This is a genomic window from Dolichospermum sp. DET69 (assembly GCA_017355425.1).
Classification (GTDB): domain Bacteria; phylum Cyanobacteriota; class Cyanobacteriia; order Cyanobacteriales; family Nostocaceae; genus Dolichospermum.
This window is the reverse complement of record CP070233.1, coordinates 4,310,369-4,328,852: the sequence shown is the minus strand read 5'-3', so window position 1 is coordinate 4,328,852 and position 18,484 is coordinate 4,310,369. Positions and strand designations below refer to the sequence as shown.

At 38.3% G+C, this 18,484-nt stretch carries 14 protein-coding genes and 5 pseudogenes; 7 read left to right on the top strand and 12 right to left on the bottom strand.

Annotated features, from left to right (window positions below; genetic code table 11):
- Nucleotides 1-73: 73 nt before the first annotated feature.
- Nucleotides 74-1,646, bottom strand: a pseudogene (locus EZY12_19815) (reverse transcriptase N-terminal domain-containing protein).
- 553 nt (nt 1,647-2,199) lie between these two features.
- Nucleotides 2,200-2,625: pseudogene (locus EZY12_19810) on the bottom strand (hypothetical protein).
- Between the two features lie 368 nt (nt 2,626-2,993).
- On the opposite strand from EZY12_19810, the gene glpX reads away from it, so the two are divergent.
- Both glpX and EZY12_19800 read left to right on the top strand, forming a co-directional pair.
- Nucleotides 2,994-4,031 (top strand): class II fructose-bisphosphatase, encoded by a 1,038-nt coding sequence (gene glpX / locus EZY12_19805; protein QSX66980.1) that lies wholly within the window; start codon nt 2,994-2,996, stop codon nt 4,029-4,031.
- A 557-nt stretch (nt 4,032-4,588) separates the two neighbouring features.
- Complete coding sequence (locus EZY12_19800) at nt 4,589-5,875, top strand: glutamyl-tRNA reductase (GenBank protein ID QSX66979.1); 1,287 nt, start codon at nt 4,589-4,591, stop codon at nt 5,873-5,875.
- 502 nt (nt 5,876-6,377) lie between these two features.
- Here the strand turns inward: EZY12_19800 and EZY12_19795 are convergent.
- The 4 genes from EZY12_19795 to EZY12_19780 form a co-directional block, all read right to left on the bottom strand.
- A complete protein-coding gene (locus tag EZY12_19795; GenBank protein ID QSX66978.1) occupies nt 6,378-7,667 on the bottom strand; it encodes an O-antigen ligase family protein in 1,290 nt (429 codons plus the stop codon).
- Nucleotides 7,649-8,491: a hypothetical protein gene (locus EZY12_19790; GenBank protein ID QSX66977.1), complete on the bottom strand. Its 843-nt coding sequence runs from the start codon at nt 8,489-8,491 to the stop codon at nt 7,649-7,651. Before EZY12_19790 ends, EZY12_19795 begins: the two co-directional genes overlap by 19 nt.
- Before the next feature lie 246 nt (nt 8,492-8,737).
- The gene (locus EZY12_19785; GenBank protein QSX66976.1) at nt 8,738-9,163 is read right to left on the bottom strand and encodes an HNH endonuclease; all 426 of its coding nucleotides are present in this window, start codon (nt 9,161-9,163) and stop codon (nt 8,738-8,740) included.
- Nucleotides 9,160-9,516 (bottom strand): hypothetical protein, encoded by a 357-nt coding sequence (locus tag EZY12_19780; protein ID QSX66975.1) that lies wholly within the window; start codon nt 9,514-9,516, stop codon nt 9,160-9,162. The genes EZY12_19785 and EZY12_19780 overlap by 4 nt, the downstream gene beginning before the upstream one ends.
- A 257-nt stretch (nt 9,517-9,773) precedes the next feature.
- Between EZY12_19780 and EZY12_19775 the strand changes: the two genes are divergently transcribed.
- Complete coding sequence (locus tag EZY12_19775) at nt 9,774-10,949, top strand: DUF262 domain-containing protein (GenBank protein QSX66974.1); 1,176 nt, start codon at nt 9,774-9,776, stop codon at nt 10,947-10,949.
- On the opposite strand, the gene EZY12_19770 is transcribed toward EZY12_19775, so the two are convergent.
- The 6 genes and pseudogenes from EZY12_19770 to EZY12_19745 all read right to left on the bottom strand — a co-directional run bounded on the left by EZY12_19770 (nt 10,855) and on the right by EZY12_19745 (nt 17,051).
- Nucleotides 10,855-11,607: a mucoidy inhibitor MuiA family protein gene (locus EZY12_19770; protein ID QSX66973.1), complete on the bottom strand. Its 753-nt coding sequence runs from the start codon at nt 11,605-11,607 to the stop codon at nt 10,855-10,857. The two genes, EZY12_19775 and EZY12_19770, sit on opposite strands and share 95 nt — an antisense overlap.
- A 396-nt stretch (nt 11,608-12,003) precedes the next feature.
- Nucleotides 12,004-12,945: a LysR family transcriptional regulator gene (locus tag EZY12_19765; GenBank protein QSX66972.1), complete on the bottom strand. Its 942-nt coding sequence runs from the start codon at nt 12,943-12,945 to the stop codon at nt 12,004-12,006.
- 312 nt (nt 12,946-13,257) lie between these two features.
- Nucleotides 13,258-13,644, bottom strand: a pseudogene (locus EZY12_19760) (Rpn family recombination-promoting nuclease/putative transposase).
- 176 nt (nt 13,645-13,820) lie between these two features.
- A pseudogene (locus tag EZY12_19755) lies at nt 13,821-14,266 on the bottom strand (Rpn family recombination-promoting nuclease/putative transposase).
- 94 nt (nt 14,267-14,360) lie between these two features.
- Complete coding sequence (locus EZY12_19750) at nt 14,361-14,609, bottom strand: AbrB/MazE/SpoVT family DNA-binding domain-containing protein (GenBank protein QSX66971.1); 249 nt, start codon at nt 14,607-14,609, stop codon at nt 14,361-14,363.
- A 54-nt stretch (nt 14,610-14,663) separates the two neighbouring features.
- Nucleotides 14,664-17,051 (bottom strand): annotated as a pseudogene (locus tag EZY12_19745) (UvrD-helicase domain-containing protein).
- A gap of 95 nt (nt 17,052-17,146) precedes the next feature.
- Here EZY12_19745 and EZY12_19740 point away from each other — a divergent pair.
- The 4 genes from EZY12_19740 (at nt 17,147) to EZY12_19725 (ending at nt 18,480) form a co-directional block, all read left to right on the top strand.
- Nucleotides 17,147-17,281: an addiction module protein gene (locus tag EZY12_19740; GenBank protein QSX70745.1), complete on the top strand. Its 135-nt coding sequence runs from the start codon at nt 17,147-17,149 to the stop codon at nt 17,279-17,281.
- A gap of 57 nt (nt 17,282-17,338) precedes the next feature.
- The gene (locus EZY12_19735) at nt 17,339-17,623 is read left to right on the top strand and encodes a hypothetical protein (GenBank protein QSX66970.1); all 285 of its coding nucleotides are present in this window, start codon (nt 17,339-17,341) and stop codon (nt 17,621-17,623) included.
- Nucleotides 17,620-17,913, top strand: a complete 294-nt coding sequence (locus tag EZY12_19730; GenBank protein ID QSX70744.1) for a PIN domain-containing protein — start codon at nt 17,620-17,622, stop codon at nt 17,911-17,913. Before EZY12_19735 ends, EZY12_19730 begins: the two co-directional genes overlap by 4 nt.
- Before the next feature lie 366 nt (nt 17,914-18,279).
- Complete coding sequence (locus EZY12_19725) at nt 18,280-18,480, top strand: hypothetical protein (protein ID QSX66969.1); 201 nt, start codon at nt 18,280-18,282, stop codon at nt 18,478-18,480.
- Nucleotides 18,481-18,484: the final 4 nt, after the last annotated feature.

Here is an 18,484-nt window from a genome sequence, read left to right as displayed (position 1 = left end):
GCGGGTATTATCCCGCGCTCCTCTCTGTTAAATCTGGGCGTGCAACTTTCACTGCACCCAGCTTCCGACGTTCTTAGCTTTCGCTTTTGCTGATATGTATGTAATCGTGGCAGCTTTCGTGTATGGCTAGAAGGTTTTTAGTTTTCCAGTTTTGGTGGTTTCCATCTATATGATGTAAATGTACCTTCTCATCACTGAGCATTTTTAGACCACAATGTCCACATTTATGGTTTTGCTGTTTGAGGGCTTTAGAGGTATTGTTGTTATAAAGCTTGCTGTTACGCTCGCTCCAATAACTCAAATCTCCGTCGTAGGGTGATTTTTCCCCTATAACGCTGATGTGTTTATTTTCGGAGTAGGGAACTGAGGGGAACGCCTTATCTAGTAATTTCTTGCTAGAGAAGCGGTTTTGCTTAGTTTCCTTATTGAATACCCTGAAAGCTCTTGTTTCGATGTGGAATAACGAGTTTCTAGACCCGTCCATCTTGCAGAAGCGGTGGTAGTTCCTCCAACCTCTAACTACTGGGGCTAATTTCTCAGCCTTTGTGGTAGCACCATAATTCGAGTTGTTGACGATGTGTTTTACTTTCTTGCGAAAAGATTTGTAATTGTCCACTGATGGAACGCATCTAAACTTTCCGTTTTTCTGGACTTTAAAATGCCAGCCGAGGAAATCAAACCCATCTATCGCGGCGGTTAGCTTCGTCTTTTTCTCACTGACTTTCATTCCCCGTTCTGCTGAAAACTGACTGATTTTGTCAAGTATGTCTGTGGCATCGTCTTGTGGTCTGAGTATTATTACCATGTCGTCTGCATAGCGGATTGATGGTTCGATAATGCTTTTTTCGTGGGTTTTGTCAGTAATTCTGTAATTATCCTTGTGATATCTGTGAATACTTTCAATCCCATTCAAGGCGATGTTGGCTAATAGTGGACTTACCACACCACCTTGCGGTGTTCCTTGTTCTGGAAACTCTGGATTAACTCCGGCTTTGAGACATCGGAAAATTCCTAGTCTTATGCTGTAAGGAGCGATGAGTCTGTCTATGATGGCAGTGTGGTTTATCCTGTCAAAGCATTTTTCAATATCGAGTTCTATAACTCGTTTATCTTTTCCATTACAGTCTGAGCGTAGGTTGTTGAACAGAATTTTCTGAGCGTCATGCGCTGAACGTCCAGTCCTAAACCCGTAGCTCCTGGCATGGAAGGTTGCTTCGTGCGCTGGTTCTAATGCGTATTTGATAAGGCATTGATAAGCCCTATCAGCAATAGTGGGGACTTTGAGAATCCTGATAGTACCGTCCTTTTTGGGGATGGGTATTTCTCTTAGCCCCTGGTGTTTCCAGTTGCTAACGGATGCTTTTAGCAGTTCATTAAGCTCGAAGCGTTCCTTAAAAGTAAGGGACTTTTTGCCATCAATTCCTGCGGTCTAATTCCTGTGCGTTTAGCTGTGATACTTGACGAATAGCCAGTAATCTTGCTGCGGTTGATTTCAGAATCAGCTTTTGTAGTGACTTCGCTTTGCGCTTGTCTCCAACTTGAACCGCTTTGTACACTCGTTTTTGTAGGCGGAATAAGTTACGGCGGAATTTCTTCCACGGTAACGTCTTCCAGGATTCACTAGAGTTATCTCTGTGTCTAATCATGCTCTGCTCCAATCTGTGTATTCTGAACACCTCAGACCAATTACGGTCTGTCCTACCCGAATTGAAGGGATTCCGCTGCTCGTCCAGCCTACTTTTGGGTTCGACCGCCCTTAGACCCTCAACCCGTTTTTATTCGTTCCCTCGGTTGATTGTTCGTTCCGTTAGGTGTAGCCAATTCAACTATTGGAACCCCTGGACTCTTGCCGCTACCCAGAAAAAGTGCGGCGGGGATTATCTCCAATGAAGTCAGGTTTTTGATGTTGTGTCCTGCTTCGGAATAAGTTGCTTTTTGAGGCTCTGTTTCACCATGGGAACTCCCCATTAACGCCAAGTGTCACCCCACAACGGATGTCTGATTGCGTCCTGTTCCTAGCTTCGACCTCCCGAAACCGAGTCGGGTCATCGTAGGCAGATAGGGATTCATACCTGAGTCTGGCAGATGGGACTTACACCCATATCAGACCGAGAGTTCAACCTTTCTCCATGATTGGATTGGGCTGGTTAGCTTATGTACGGACTGAGTACCGTGATTCAGCTAACAACGAATCGCACCTCCTGTTTCCATTACTTCTTGCAGCCGTGGCAGCGCAATGGTATCCACAATTTGGATTAATCCGCTCAGACAACGGTTAAATTGTCTTTCGGTGAGCATGGAGTCTTCCAGGGGAAATTCGATGATAGCGCGGATTTCACCATCGGATGGATCATATTCCCATTGCAGCATTTTGGTTTCCCAAGAAATGGCCAGCATAGTTTGGAGGATAGCGTCTTTGTGGGGATGGTCTTTTACTTGTGCCAAAACTTGGGGTGCAAATAGCCGGAAAAACTTCCCTTCCTCATCCAGTTGGACAACTATCAGGAAATCCTCGATATTTTCAGCTTCGACACCTGTAATAATCCGGTCTTCTTCTTCATCACAACGGTAGTCCCAACCAAGATTATCTAGATACTTGGCTATCTGTGTAATATTTGCTGCCATAAAAGCCTCATAAGGAACAGTTGAGAGGCTGTCACCACAATTATTTTAACTTGCTAGGCGCATTTACTCAATTACTGCTTTAATTTCTGCCTTAACTTAACTAATACAAAGGTATTATAAAAACTGCGATGCTGCCTTAGTTGCAAAACTTAATAAAGTCGCTAGTAAAGGCGTAAGTTAATAAACCATTCCGAATCTGTGAAAAGCTTATACTGTATTCATTCTAAATTCTAAATTCTAAATTCTAAATTCCGCCCTGCGGTACTATTCAAGACTTTTTGCGAATATGTATCCGCACTTTGGTAAACTTGAAAACTGAAATAGCTAAGAAAACGACGCTAAGACAAGTAATTTAGAGGGCAGTCTCCATGGAAAATACACTTGGGTTAGAAATCATAGAAGTAGTTGAGCAAGCGGCAATCGCATCTGCAAAGTGGATGGGTAAGGGCGAAAAGGACATTGCTGACCAAGTAGCAGTGGAAGCTATGCGCGAACGGATGAACAAAATCCATATGCGTGGACGCATCGTTATCGGTGAAGGTGAACGTGACAACGCTCCCATGCTCTACATTGGTGAAGAAGTTGGTATCTGTACCCAGCCAGATGCGAAAGATTTCTGTAATGTTAATGAACTTATAGAAATTGACATCGCTGTTGACCCTTGCGAAGGGACAAATTTAGTAGCTTACGGACAACCCGGTTCCATGGCTGTTTTGGCAATTTCCGAAAAAGGTGGTCTATTTGCTGCTCCTGACTTCTACATGAAGAAACTCGCAGCACCCCCAGCAGCTAAAGGTTTGGTTGACATCAACAAATCAGCTACAGAAAACCTCAAGATCCTCGCTGAGTGTCTAGATCGTGCCATTGATGAACTTGTGATTGTAGTGATGAAGCGCGAGCGCCACAGCGATTTAATCAAGGAAATCCGTGAAGCTGGGGCTAGAGTATCACTAATTTCTGATGGTGACGTAGGTGCTGCTATATCCTGCGGTTTTTCTGGGACTAACATTCATGCTCTCATGGGTATCGGTGCTGCACCCGAAGGTGTAATTTCTGCTGCTGCAATGCGGGCTTTGGGTGGACACTTCCAAGGACAACTTATCTACGATCCAGCAGTAGTGAAAACAGGTTTGATTGGTGAAAGCAAAGAAGCCAACATTGATCGTCTCACCTCTATGAATATCACTGACCCTGATAAGGTCTATGATGCTCATGAACTCGCATCTGGTCAAAACGTTCTGTTCGCAGGTTGTGGTATTACCAGTGGTAATCTAATGCAAGGTGCGCGCTTCTTCAAGGGCGGTGTGAGAACTCAAAGTTTGGTTATTTCTAGCCAGTCTAAAACTGCTCGGTTTGTGGATACCATTCACATGAATGAACAACCCAAGGTTGTGCAATTGCACTAGTAATTGGGGGTCCTAGTTAATAGTCAGTGGTTAGTAGATAGTTAATTAACCCCTGACAACTAACAAATGACCCCTAACAACTGACAACTGACCATTACCAATTCAAGAAGTCAGTAACTCAACCCTAAAGGGATTGAGCTTGTAAGAGAAATCAAACAAGCTGTACTGACCAGACCACCCACAAGCGTAGTCGAAGGGTAGCCGTTATTTGAGTCACGACACCTCGGAATGCGAAGCTAGTTCCCCGCTCTGTCGCTGTAAGTTAAACAGTTCTAAAGTCACTGGAACAGTGCTTTCAGCCTAACAAGCTCTTATAACAGGTCGAAGCTAACATCACCCCAGAAATGGGAGGCTCTATTGAGCAAAACATTATGCGTACAAGGTTGTGAAATTTGAAATGGTAATTGTCCCATTGAAAGTGCAATACAAAAGCACACCGAATCGAACAACTCCAAGGCGGTAATGGTTAAGCAAAGACTGACTGCGGTTAAAACCGCTCGTGCCGTTTCCCTCTCAGCACGCTTTGTGACTGAGTTTCCCACATCCCGCGAAGTTTTATGAATATTGCAGTGGTGGGGTTAAGCCATAAAACAGCCCCTGTAGAAGTTAGAGAAAAATTAAGTATTCCCGAACCGCAAATTGAAGGGATAATTGCTCATCTTCTCAGTTATCCTCATATTGATGAAGTCGCTATCCTCAGCACTTGTAACCGTTTAGAAATTTACATCGTCAGCAACGAAACCACTCAGGGTATTCACGAAGTTACTCAGTTTCTTTCTGAACATAGCAAACTGCCGATCATATCTCTACGACATCATTTGTTTATGTTGCTGCATGGTGATGCCGTTACCCATATCTTACGGGTTGCGGCTGGTTTGGATAGTCTTGTTTTGGGTGAAGGTCAAATTCTTGCCCAAGTTAAAAATACCCATAAACTCGGACAACAATTTAATGGGATCAAAACCATTTTAAATAGGCTATTTAAACAAGCTTTAACAGCAGGTAAACGAGTTCGTACAGAAACCAGTATTGGTACTGGTGCAGTTTCCATCAGCTCGGCGGCAGTAGAATTGGCACAGATGAAAGTAGGAAATTTATCTACTTATCGGGTATCTATTCTCGGTGCGGGAAAAATGTCCCGGTTATTGGTACAACACCTGATTTCTAAAGGTGCAACTCAAATTAGTATTGTTAATCGTTCTCGTGGCCGGGCTGAGGAATTAGCTAAACAGTTTTCAGAACAACCTATACAAATCCATCTACTTCCAGAAATGATGTCAGTGGTTGCCGCTAGTGATATTGTATTTACTAGCACGTCTTCGACTGAACCCATTCTAGATCGCGCTAAGTTGGAAACGGTGTTAGAACCAAATCAACAGTTGATGTTATTTGATATTTCTGTCCCCCGCAATGTGGATGCAGATGTCAATGATTTAGCGAATGTCAAAGCTTTTAACGTGGATGATTTGAAAGCAGTTGTCGCCCAAAATTATGAAAGCCGGCGGCAAATGGCGCAGGAAGCTGAGAAAATCCTAGATGAGGAAGTAGAAGCTTTTGATATTTGGTGGCGGAGTTTGGAAACTGTTTCCACAATTAGTTCTCTACGAAATAAAATAGAAACTATCCGCGAACAAGAGTTAGAAAAGGCTTTATCTCGCTTGGGTTCAGAATTTGGCGAAAAGCACCAAGAAATAATTGAAGCTTTGACACGGGGAATAGTCAATAAAATTCTTCATGATCCAATGGTGCAATTACGCGCCCAGCAAGATGTTGACGCTAGAAGACGATGTATGCAAACTCTTCAAATGTTATTTAACTTAGATACAGAGGAACAGTTTAGCTGAAATCAACGAGAGTTGGGTAGGGGTTTAGCAAAAGCTAAACCCTCCCGCGTTTCTACTTCTGGGAAAAACCGAGGAAATAGAACAAGTAACCCTTATCATAAATAGAAACCTCTTTTAAAATTTATAACTATCCAAAATTCCTCTTTATATTTTCTTAATAATTAATTGAGAATTATTTCTATTTATCAATGATCTTGCAATACTTTCAGCGATTTGCTATAATCTTCTCAGAATTCAGAATGCAACCATTTTGTGAATTTTTCGATTTTGGGAAAATAAGAATTAGTAGAAGCCTTTATTCATAGCTATTTCAGAAATAGAAACCGAAAAATTATATAAAACTTAATAAATTAACAATGGCCTACTCAAACTATTTTGGATGAAATTGGATGATGTTTTTTGATAGCTAGAAAATTATCTATTGACAATTGAGATAATTTATGGTAAGGCTTGCCAAAAAAGTTTTTTAGTAGAGAGTAGGAGTCAGGAGAAAATTCCTTTCCTATTCCCTACGATATTGATACATAACTCCAGACAATGCAGCCACAAAAACCCAAGAGAGAGTATTCAAACGGATATCAAAGGTGGTAACATCAACAGTATTGAATAATATCCAGCCGATAAAGGTGATGATATAACTAAAGAAGATGAAACGATTTTCTGGTTCTATAGATTTTGATTTCCAGAGAATTTGACTAGCAACAATTAAGATCCAAGTTAGTAATCCACAAAATAACAAAGTAGTAATTAAACCAGTTTCCGCAGACAGCATTAAAAATAAATTGTGGGGATGATTTACATCAATTTGCATTTGGGTTTTATACAGTCCACCAAAACTGCGTAAACCTGAACCAGTTAAAGGATGTTGTTGAGTTAAATTCCAGGCAAATTCCCATTGGGTTTTCCGCATTAATCCTACAGGTCTACCAGGAAACATATCATCATTTAACCGCGCCCAAATCCCGTAGGGAACAAAAAGACGGAAAAATTGGGCAATAGGTACAGGTGCAAAAGCAGCTACAAAACAACAACTGGTAATACTAACAACCGTAGCAACAATTAATCGCCAACCTTTATATAACGCATAAGCTAAACAGGCAAAAATAGTTATTCCCCAACCATTACGAGAATTGGTTAAAATCAAGGCAATAAAGTTAGCAAATACCGTAATTGTTAAAAAGATAATGAGGCGATCTTTTTGCTTGAGTTTGTGATAGTTTTCCAGCCATAAACCTAAACCCAAAATAAAAATAGTTACTAAATAAGCTGCTAAAGTATTAGGGTGCATGAAATTAGCAGTCATGCGTCCTGATAATGATTTTTCTGGTGCAACTACCCAATCAAAAACAATCCATAAAAACTGAAATTGGAAATTCCAACCCAGAAATACTTGCCCAAAACCTATAATTAAAATAGGTACAGAACCAAACACCATGATCCAAGAAATTTGTCGTAATTGGTTGGGTGTTCGGATCAGGGGAGTTAGTCCAGTAAAAAAGCCAAAGAAGGGTAATAAATTGAATAAACCTAAAAAAGCCTCTAGTTTGTGAGAGGCAAATCCGGTAGTAATGAGTAGTAAAATACTCAAAATAGCAAATCCCTTGTGAATAGGGCGATCGCTAATGATATGGTATTGTTTACGCCAAGTTATTAACGATGCCACAACTATCGAAATACCGCCCAACAATGGACTCAGGGGGAAAGATATGAGTCCAAATTGCAGCCAATTCCAAGGGGTTTGTAAGCGGGGATTTGGATGATAAAAACTTTTATTTAAGCTATTTCCCAACATTCTGTACGGGTAAGACGAATTTGCGCGAGGGTGAAGACAGTAGGAATAATTCTGCCATAGTTTGTGGCGATCGCTCTCCAACCCAAATCAGCAAAAAACCAAGCCCACATCACAGGACCGACAAAAGCAAACGCACTCCGAACAGCACTATAACGGGCTGCACTCATGGTCATACCTCGACGGGACATTTGTAAAGCCACATAGTTTTGAAACTGTTTGGTTGCTAATCCTGTACCTGTAATTGCTGCTTCTTTAGCTACTTGATAGGTAGCAAAATGGATAGCAAATTGACGAGCAATTTGTTGGAGAACAACAGGTTGGATTACAGAAGTTACAGCTAAGGCACTACCACCTTTAAATATTAATCCTAAAGGATCACGTTGCAATGACAATGGTAAAGGTTGTTTAAGTTTTGATTGTGATAATTGACTTTGGACATTAATAGTTAGTTGTTGCTTTTCCTGTTTTGGGAGCTTTTTCCAAACCTTACCTAGGAGATGCAAAAATACTTCTGCTTCTAAATCAATTGTTGTTAGATCTTGATAATATTGAATTTTCAAATATTTGCATACTTGAATTAGTGCTTGTCTGTAAGTGATTTTATCAGTGCGTCCCCGTAATACAGTGATGCCGTCAGCCGCTAAAAAACGAAAGCGGTCTTCTATTGTCTCTAACCAAGCTTGACGATCTTGGCTTTGCACTGTAATGGGTTCGGGTGTGCGAACATAATCTAAGGGGTTAAACTTTCGACTAAACAGAATAGCTGTCAAGTCCTGTAGTTCCTCTTCGGTGGCTAATTCCAATACGTCCCTGAGTTCTTCCAATTTCCCTTCCTCACTTGGGTGCCGGGTAGTCTGTACTTTATTCTACTATCTTGGCAATCAAAAATTTTGCCATAGCAACTGGGTTGAGTCTGTAGGTCTGCCAAATTTATTAAATTCGCTTTAATATCTGCGGAACTTGGGTTCTAACATTTAGTTGCATTAGGATCTTCAAATTCTCCAGGTTCACGAACGAGAAATTGCCAAAATTTAGGATTTTGCTGAGCGATTACCAAGAATAGGGGTTTATCAAAAAAGTTGGTGAGGCGGTGAATCTTGCACAATAGAGTTAATCTGTTTGCGTTCGAGGATGCGTTCAAGGAGGTTAAATTGGAGGATTTTAGCAGTTACACGCCCTTCTGCGGTCAGTGGAATAATTGTGCCTCTTTCTAGCTGGAAGTGATCTGACCATTGTTGGAGACGGGGATTGAAAAAAGGAGTCAACTTTCCTGTTTCAGGATCGATTGAACCTATGTCAGAGCCTTTGAATCGGTTACAGCAAGGACAGGACAATGCTAGATTTTCGGCTTCTGTGATCCCATCGTGTTTTTCGGCAATGATATGTTCTATTTCAAAGGAGAAAAATGAATCTGCTTGGGGAAATTGGCAATATTCGCATTTATCTCCAGCGCGTTGGGTTACAAGCCGACGCAGGGGAACTGATACATAGCTCATGCTGCTGTCTGGATGCGTTTGTAAGCGTGAGCTTTGGCTAATCGTACCCAATGTTCTAATAGTAGGTAACGATCTAGTTCGACTTCCTCTAGTCTGGAAAGTGCGCCAGATTTGTTGCGATCGAGGAGGTCGCTCATACGGGCTTGCATTGAAGGTGTAGGGCAGATGGCAAGAATTGTTTCGGGGCTGGGTTGACTGGCAAGCAGTTCGACAATTTGATAATCGTCTTGGTAAGGGATGACTTCTGTAGGACTGAGTTCCTGAAGCGCACGGTCAAGGACTTCGGGCAGGCGATCGCCTAGTTGTTGTAGTTTTTCGCCGAGGCGATCTGGGACTTCTAAGATAATTTGCATGAGCAATAATTTTAACTTGGTGGATTATGCTTATTGTAGCAAATTGGTTACAGGCGATCACCCTGCCAACAACTCAATACCTTCACCGATTTTTTAGATAAAATATAAAACTGTAAAGGTGGCTTAAGAAGACATGAATGAATTGTTATCGGTTACTTTCGATGGCTCAGTGTTGACTCCAGATCAGCCTCTCAAGCTTGTACCACATAAGCGTTATTTAATCACAATTATTCCTGAAGAAGTGCCAACTGTTGCTAATGCTTTTGTTGTGGGGATTACAAGTATTAGATGCTGAAGAAATTAATCCATTTGAAGTTGATAAGATCGACTTAATCAAGCGGATTGGAAATGAAATTTCTAAAAACTATGAAAAGTTTACTGAAGTTGAATCTCATTACTACAAACAAGTTTATGAAAGATTTTTATTCACCGCTCAACTGTTTGAAAAAGAGTTTAACAAGAGCTTTCGTGCCTACGTAGAAGGAGATAAAAAGAACAGAGACGACTTAAAACAAATTAGAAGTGAAAATAACGATACTGATACAAAACTTGGAGAATTAGCTTCTTTAAGGGTTACTAAGCCTGACCCTTCACGAAGTTCTATTGATGATATTGTGAGAGTCATGGGACGTAATATGTTTCTTGTTCGTCCTTCTTATCAAAGATCCGAAGTAATTAGCATATCTAAGGCATCTTCGATTATTGAAAGTATACTTCTAGGAATTAGTCTTCCGCCTATTTTTATTTATAAGCGCAAAGATGGCGTATCTGAAGTAGTAGATGGTCAACAGCGACTATTAACAATTTTAGGTTTTATAGGACAGCAATACATAGACGAGAACAATGAACAATGTAAAACGAAGAATTCTGAATTTTCGTTAAAAGGATTAAGGATTTTAACAAATTTACAAAACAAGAAATATAAAGATCTTGATATTTCTCTACAAGATAAAATTTTAGACTTTGAGTTATTTGTAGTTGAGATCCAAGAAATTCTTAATCTAGATTTCAACCCTGTAGATCTTTTTGTAAGACTAAATAATAAACCATATCCCATCCGTGAAAATTCTTTCGAGATGTGGAATTCTTGGGTACTTAGGGATGTTATTGAAGCTATTCGTAAGAGTCTTAACAGGCATAAGGCATGGTTTAATATTAAGTTGCTAAAGGGACGTAACGATAGAGATAGGATGGAAAATGAAGAGCTTTACACATCTCTGATTTATCTTGAGTATCAACGTATGAAAAATAAAGATGCTGAGAAATATTTGTATTTTTATGGTAAAAATGATGGAATTAGTGTAAGGATGGGTCTTCTCATGAAATCACAAAGCTTCTTCAAAATGTATCTGAAGATGATGATGCCAAATAGCTTAAATGTAGTCCATCACTGGGATTATTTACCCGTAAATTATAAACTGGATGCCAACTAGCATTAGGAATCATATAAGCTATTTCTAACTCAAATTCTCCTGCTTGTTGAACTTCTACTCCCACAATCACATTCAAACTTTCTTGTATATGGGGTGTCTGAACTTTCTGTAAAACAGCGCGGAGTGTTTGTAATTGCTTCTCTAATTCTGGAAGTTGAGCTTTACATTCCCCAACAGCGATCGCATATTTGCAATATTGACTACCTAGAAAGTTGAGAAAATCCAGAGTTTCACTCAAGCTGATATTTTTTCTCGCTAAACTTTGGGAAAATGGGTCTTCAGTTTTTTCCCGTAACCCCACAATAAAACTAGATTGTAGGGATAAGGCATCTATTTGAGCTTGTAAATGCCGTTTTTGAGTTTCAATTTGTTGAATTTGTCCGGTTAATTGGGTGACTTTTTCCCCGATGGGTTCAGTAGTTTGCAGGCGATCGCTACTAACTCCCAACAACTTTACCACCGCTGTACCAACACCACTTACCCTAATAGAATCAACTTCTAGAGTTACTGGCAATGGGGTAATAAATAATTCCCGTTCTCCTCCTGATAAGGATACCACTGCTCGTCTTGTCACCAAAGCTTGATCACTATAGACTGTGACTGCGACAATTTGGCTGTCTATCGGTTGCTGCCAAAATGGTGTTTCTGGGTTTACCATTGCCAGTTTACTCCCATACTTAATGATTCTGTTGATTAATTTTGAATTGTTTGCTGTATTTACGTAAAGCTATTGGTAACTTTTAGATACATAGGGAGTCAGGAGTCAGGAGAAAGAAGGAAGAAGGAAAAAAAGGGATTGAGAATAATCCAGAACCTGAAAAAGTGTTTGAGTTTTTATGGCATCAAGGCTTTTTCTTGCATATTATTAACCTTAAATAGCTATTAAACTATTGATTTATATAGGCTTTAAGTCTACATGGCTATAGTTTGCGTAACGATGTAGGAGTTATCCGTCACGCTATCAGCCAACCCTAAATATACAGTAAAAAATCCTTCTTCCTCCTTCTTCCTGCTTCTTCCTCCTGACTCGGTGACTCGGTGACTCCTGCTTGATCTAAAGATTGGGTTCAACCGAATGATGATCTAAGATTAAACCACCTTGCTCCGTAATTTTTTTTGCTGCTTCTAAAAGATACTCGTAATAAGTATGAGCAATAATAGATAACTGCTTACCCGCCGGATGAACCATGTACCAAGTGCGTTTAATGGGAAAGTGTTGGACATCTAAAATACTAAATTCCGCAACATCTGTGAGTAAAGTATGACGAGATAATACAGAAATACCTAAGCCACCAGCGATCGCTTGCTTAATCGCTTCATTACTCCCTAACTCCAATTTCACCTTGACCTTGATATCATGTTCCTCAAACAGACTTTGGACAGCGCTGCGAGTCCCTGAACCCGGTTCACGCATAATAAACGGTTCCTCACCCAAACGTTCAATCGGAATATTTTTTTCCTGCGCTAAAGGATGATTAGCCGGTGCAATAACCACCAAAGGGTTTTCCAAAAATGGCTGGGCATTGACATCAAAGTGATCAGGAATTTGACTCATAATATACAAGTCATCTAAATTACCCATCATCCGATCCAAAATCAATTCATGATTTGTGACTTGAAGAGAAATATCAATCCCTGGATAAAGTTGACAAAAAGGCCCCAATAATCTAGGAATAATATACTTAGCAGTAGTAATTACTGCCAATTTTAATTGGCCTTGCTTTAATCCTTTTAAATCCGCAATAGTCATTTGAAACTTATCCATAGTTTCAAAAATTTGCCGACAAGTAGCAAATAATTCCCGTCCCGCTTCTGTCAAATATAAACGCTTTCCTACCTGTTCAAATAATGGCAAACCTACCGATTTCGTAAGTTGTTTAATTTGCATGGATATGGTAGGTTGAGTCAAAAATAACTCTTCCGCAGCACGTGTAAAACTACCATGCCGGGCCGCAGCCTCGAACACCTTTAACTGGTGCAACGTCGCTTGGTTCAAGGTAATTCTCCTCTGATAACAATTTGTAGATATAGTTTAGTATCAAGTGACACCAAGAAATTTTTAGTGTTATTTATACAAAGCTATGAAATTTAGTATACATAAAAATGTATCTTCAGAGTTTACGGAAAAAGCCAGTAGGGTGTGTTAGCGACAGCGTAACGCACCATTTTAATTAATCTATAAAGGTGTGTTATCAAAGCACCCTACAAAATCTGTTGAAGTTGAGAATTTATCTATTATTTAATTCTCCTGATTAAGTAATCTTATTTTCTGCAACAGTAGTATTTTCTGAAACTGATTAAATCATTATTATTTGTCCTTTGTATTGATATTCTGTTGTTGGCTAATCTGGCTAATTTCTGCCAGACTTAAATTTAAAACTTGGGCGATTTGTTCTCTAGTTAAACCCAATGCTATCAAACCAGGAACTGCGTCTAATTTAGCTTTGCGTTCACCTAATTCTATTCCTTGTTCTCTTCCTTCTTCCTTTCCTTCTTCTTTTGCTTCTTGATAAAATCGGGTTTGTTTCAACTCACTTAATCCAAACATGGCTTCTATTTCCTCTCTATTCATTCTGGGGAACTTGTAAATTAAAATCGTCTCGATGATTTGTAATACTTGTTGCTGTTGAACTTCAGAATCTATCTCTTGCTTAGTTCTTGTGATTAATTCTCTGGCTTGGATAATAGAACTATCTTTCTTAGAGGATGTTTTAAAAGTTTTCAAGGTATAAATTAACCCCTCTTGTAAACCTCTCCCCGAAGCGGGGTGAGGCTTTGAAAACCCCCTTCCCTCGTAGGGAAGGGGGGTAGGGGGGTTAGGTTTTTGGAGATTATTGGTTTTATTTAATACTTTTCAAACACCCTCTTAGCGATGATTAGTTTTATTGTAGCAACACCAATTGGTAAAGATGCTATATCTTCTAATTCATCAAGATAAATAACTCTGACTCGTTGGCTGGTGAAGAATTCTTGATAATGCTGAATATCTCTTGTATCTATGTTGCGGGTTGGATAGATAACTACAGCATTCCAGTGATTTTTAGGGTTGTTTTGTTTTGGCGAATGTAAAGAAATATTTCACTAAAAACTCTATGGTAGAGATCCTTATCTAATTGAAATTGTACTTCTAAAAAGTAGATCGGGTTATCTGTGTTGTGGTTAGGTAAGAAAACTCCATCTATTCTAAAAGCTGTTTGTTTGACTTCAACTGATGAAAATTGATAAAGTTCTGCTAGTTGGGGAGAATTACCAATGAGTTCAAAAAATATGCTCGGTATTTCTTGAAATAAACGGTAAAATATGCTGTCTGTTTTCATTTTAAAAAGTTGTTCAAGGGAGTAAGATTTTGAGCCTTTTTAATAAATTTTTCATTTCTAAACATAATGTTAGTATCAATAGCAATCATTGATTCTATAGTTCTTCAATTCCCTGTGCTACCGCTTGTTCCATCTCTTCAATTGTTTTAGCTTTTCCTTGATAATTCAAACAACCAGCAGCATCATCTAATTTTGTTTCTGGAAAAGTTTTTTTAGGTTTTAATAAAATTCCATCACCCAAATTAATTATTATTAATTCTTGACCATCTTGCCAATGATACTGATCTCTTAAAACTTGGGGAATAGTAATTTGACCTTGAGTTGATAGTTTAGTAATTTCCATTGCAATTTTCCATTATTTATGGTAATCCGATTTTAACATATATTCATATCTATATTAGTCAATATGATAAACTGCTAATTCATTTTCCTCATCATCATCAAACCTCACTTCAATTCCCATAGCTTGAGAAATCCAATTTGCATTATTGAAATATTCTGGAACTGAAAAACCTTCTGCTGGATAGGTACGATACCAAATTTTTGTTGTATCATTCCATCTATAACCTTCCGCTTTCAACAAATCCCTAATTGCGTAAGTACCATTGCTACCTTTACAAATTTGACTACTAATTTTAACAGTAATGTACCGTATAGTCCCCACACCAATCAAAGGTTGATAATCTGACCAATTTAATACAGAAATTTTCGTTCTACTATTTAATTCTTCAAGAAAAGGTGATGAATTTTTACTGTCTGTGATAATAAATAAAGTTTCAACTGCACGAGTTAAAGCCACATAAAATAAACGGCGTTCTTCGTCCACTACAAGCTCAATGCTATCACCAAATACACGGGTGAACATTAAATCAGGATGTATCAATGGATAACAACGAGGAACAGCATCAAGTATTATAACTACATCTTTTTGAAGACCTTTATATTTGTGTGCAGTTGATATAGTTACTAATTTTCTTGATTCTTCAGGAAGGTATGAACGTACTAATTCTAAAAATTTAGGAAGTGTGCTATTTTGTGATCTATTCCGTGATCTTGTATCATTCACATACCAAGATAAACTATTTTTTCGACTGAGTAATACTACTTTTTTACCTTCTTTAATAGGCTTATTAATTAAACGTAAGATAGCAGGTGTTATATTATCCCCAGGATAATTTTCTTGCTCTGAGGGAGTTGGTTCAAAGCTAGACATATCAGCAATATTAACTATTCCTGAAATCTTTTTATCAGCGCGAGCAGGAGTACCCAATCCTTGCATTAACTTATTACCAATATCAACTATAGAAGTAGCTGAACGGTAATTTGTAGATATATTTAATTGCTGTGATGGCTGGAAAAATTGGTGAAAATTCTGATAAAATCGGAGGTCAGAACCAGCGAAACCATTAATAGATTGCCAGTCATCACCAACACAGAAAAAGAGGGCTTGAGGATTTTGCTTTCTTATTGCTGCTATTAAATTATAGAATAGTTCCGAAAAGTCTTGATATTCATCAATCATGATGTATCTGAGACTTTTTAAATCACCAGTTCCTAATCTACGGCGAAATATAGTTTGTCCTGATGCAAGTACCTCTACAGCTTTTTGCATTAGTCCATCAAAATCTTCTTCACCTCTATCCTCAAGACATCTTAAATAGGATTTATAAAATCTATGTGCTAAATTCAAAAATTGTTCTTCAATTTTACTCACACATTCGTGTTTAGAAATAATTTTTCTTAACTCTTCTGAAGTTAAAGAAAGTTTACGGCATCGTTGAATAAATCTTTTTACTACTGTCGTAAATCTATCTATTGATCTATCTTTTATCCTTGACCAAATTGTTTCTTCACTCAGTCGGTTACATTGAATACCTAAATTTTCTAACTTATCCTTGAGTAATTCACAAAAAACTTCTGCTCCTTGATCTTTAAGAGGTCTTGGTGATAATGCTATTAACTGCCAGTTAGGACGATTTGCCCAATATTCTCGCTTTTCATGAGACATCTCATCATAATCTGGATCTCCTTCTAGTCCAAAATATTCAATAACTATTCCCTGTTTTTCTCCAGTCAATATTGTAAAATCAGGACGGTAATTTATGCCATTCCACCAAAAGTTACGCTCATATTTGTATTTAATATTATGTTCAAATAAAAAATCAGCAATTAGTTTTTCACCAAAAGATTTATAGTAGTTACCATCAATTCCTTCTCTTGGTAATGAGCGACGATAACGCAGCATTTCTTCTGGAGTTTTATCATAGCCACCTGAAATTATGCGCTCCCAGTCTTCACGAAATGCTGCCATCATCAAGTCGCGTATTTTTGCATAAAATATTGTGTCGTGTAAGTAATCCTCAATTACAATCTGTAGAGCGCGGCTTTGCTTCTGTTCTCCATCTGGTTGTATGTACTTCGATTTTTCAGATTTATATTCTTGCAATGATACGTATTCAGCACAATGAAGTTGATAAAAGTTGTCGGCATTAAGAAAGTTGTTTTCAAATTCGTCTTTTATGTTTTCTAGTAAAGATAGTTTTTTGATCTTCCTTCTTTCAGCTTCTAATTTTTGAGCTTCCTGTCTTTCAATTTCTCGTTTTTGTGCTTCCAGTCTTTGAGCCTCGCGTCTTTCAGCTTCTAATTTTTGAGCTTCGCGTCTTTCATCTTCTAATCTTTGAGTTTCCAGTCTTTGAGCATTTCTTCTTTCAATTTCTAATCTTTGAGCCTCTCGTCTTTCATCTTCCCGTTTTTGTGCTTCCAGTCTTTGAGCATTTCTTCTTTCAATTTCTAATCACTTATTAAGTTTAAGTCAACTTTTTGGCAAAATTTTTCCTGGTTGATAGAAGGTGTTTGAAATAAAACGGTTGCACTAGAGAAATACACGATGAAAATATCCAAAAAATTTGGAACACAGAAGCTAAAAAACGCCGGAATGAAATACTTAATCATACCGTTGAGCCAATTTCTGGAGAAATAGCTTTAGCTCAAATCAGACAAATTTTAGAAAAATGAAAATTGAATTTTGATCAACGCAAGATAATATAGAAATATCCTCTTATAAAAAATATCATGGAAGCATACAAGCTCAAAGGAAAAATTGATCAATCTGGTAACTTGCTGATTACCGAACCAGTGAATTTACCCCCCGGAAATGTGGAAATAATAGTCTGGACAGCTACAGATACCCTTGATAATACAACATCCCCAACCAGTGAACCAGCACCAGAAACACCAAAAAGAAAATCTAGAATCAAAGCATTTCAGGGTTTATTTGAAAATGCCCCACCCGTTCCAGCAGACTTTGATCCAGATCAAGCTAAATGGGAATATTTAAAGGAGAAACATAACTTCTGAAAATTTTGCTAGATACTAACATCATTATTGATAATGCCTTGGAAAGAGAACCTTTTTTGGATGCAAGTGAACAAGTTTTATCACTAATTGAACAAGGCACAATTGCAGGTTATATTTCAGCCTCAACTGTTAGTGATTTGTATTACATTATCCGTAAAGCCAGAGGTCGAGATTGGACGCTTACTTATTTAAATCAGCTAGTTACCTTTTGTCAAATTGCTACCGTAAATCAGGCTGTAATTAGTATGGCTTTCACAAGCAATTTTAGAGGATGTTTGAAAAGTTTTTAATGTATAAATAAACCCCTCTTGTAAACCTCTCCCCGAAGCGGGGAGAGGCTTTGAAACCCCCCTTCCCTCGTAGGGAAGGGGGGCAGGGGGGTTAGGTTTTTGGAGATTATCGGTTTCATCTAATACTTTTCAAACAACCTCTTAAAGATTTTGAAGATTCTATTCAATACTCCACTGCTTTAGTCAATCAATTAGATGCGATTATTACCCGTAATCCTCAAGATTTCCCCATAGTTACACCACGAATTCTCACTCCTGACCAATTAATTGAGGAATTAACAAACTCTCATTAGTACATTGGTAACTTTAAATTTATAGATTAAAATAGAGTTAATAAAGCTAGAATTTACTTAATTAGGAGGTTCTATGATGACTTTACAAGAAATTATTAATTCTATTGAAAGTTTACCAACAGAAGATCGAGAGTATTTATTTGAGTTTCTTCAAAAGCAACGAATTGAGAAAAAAAGGACTGAAATTCTAACTAATGCGGAGGAAGTTAAACAAGCTTTTAAAAATGGTACAGCAAAGAGAGGAAGTGTTGATGATTTGATTGCTGATTTATAGGTAA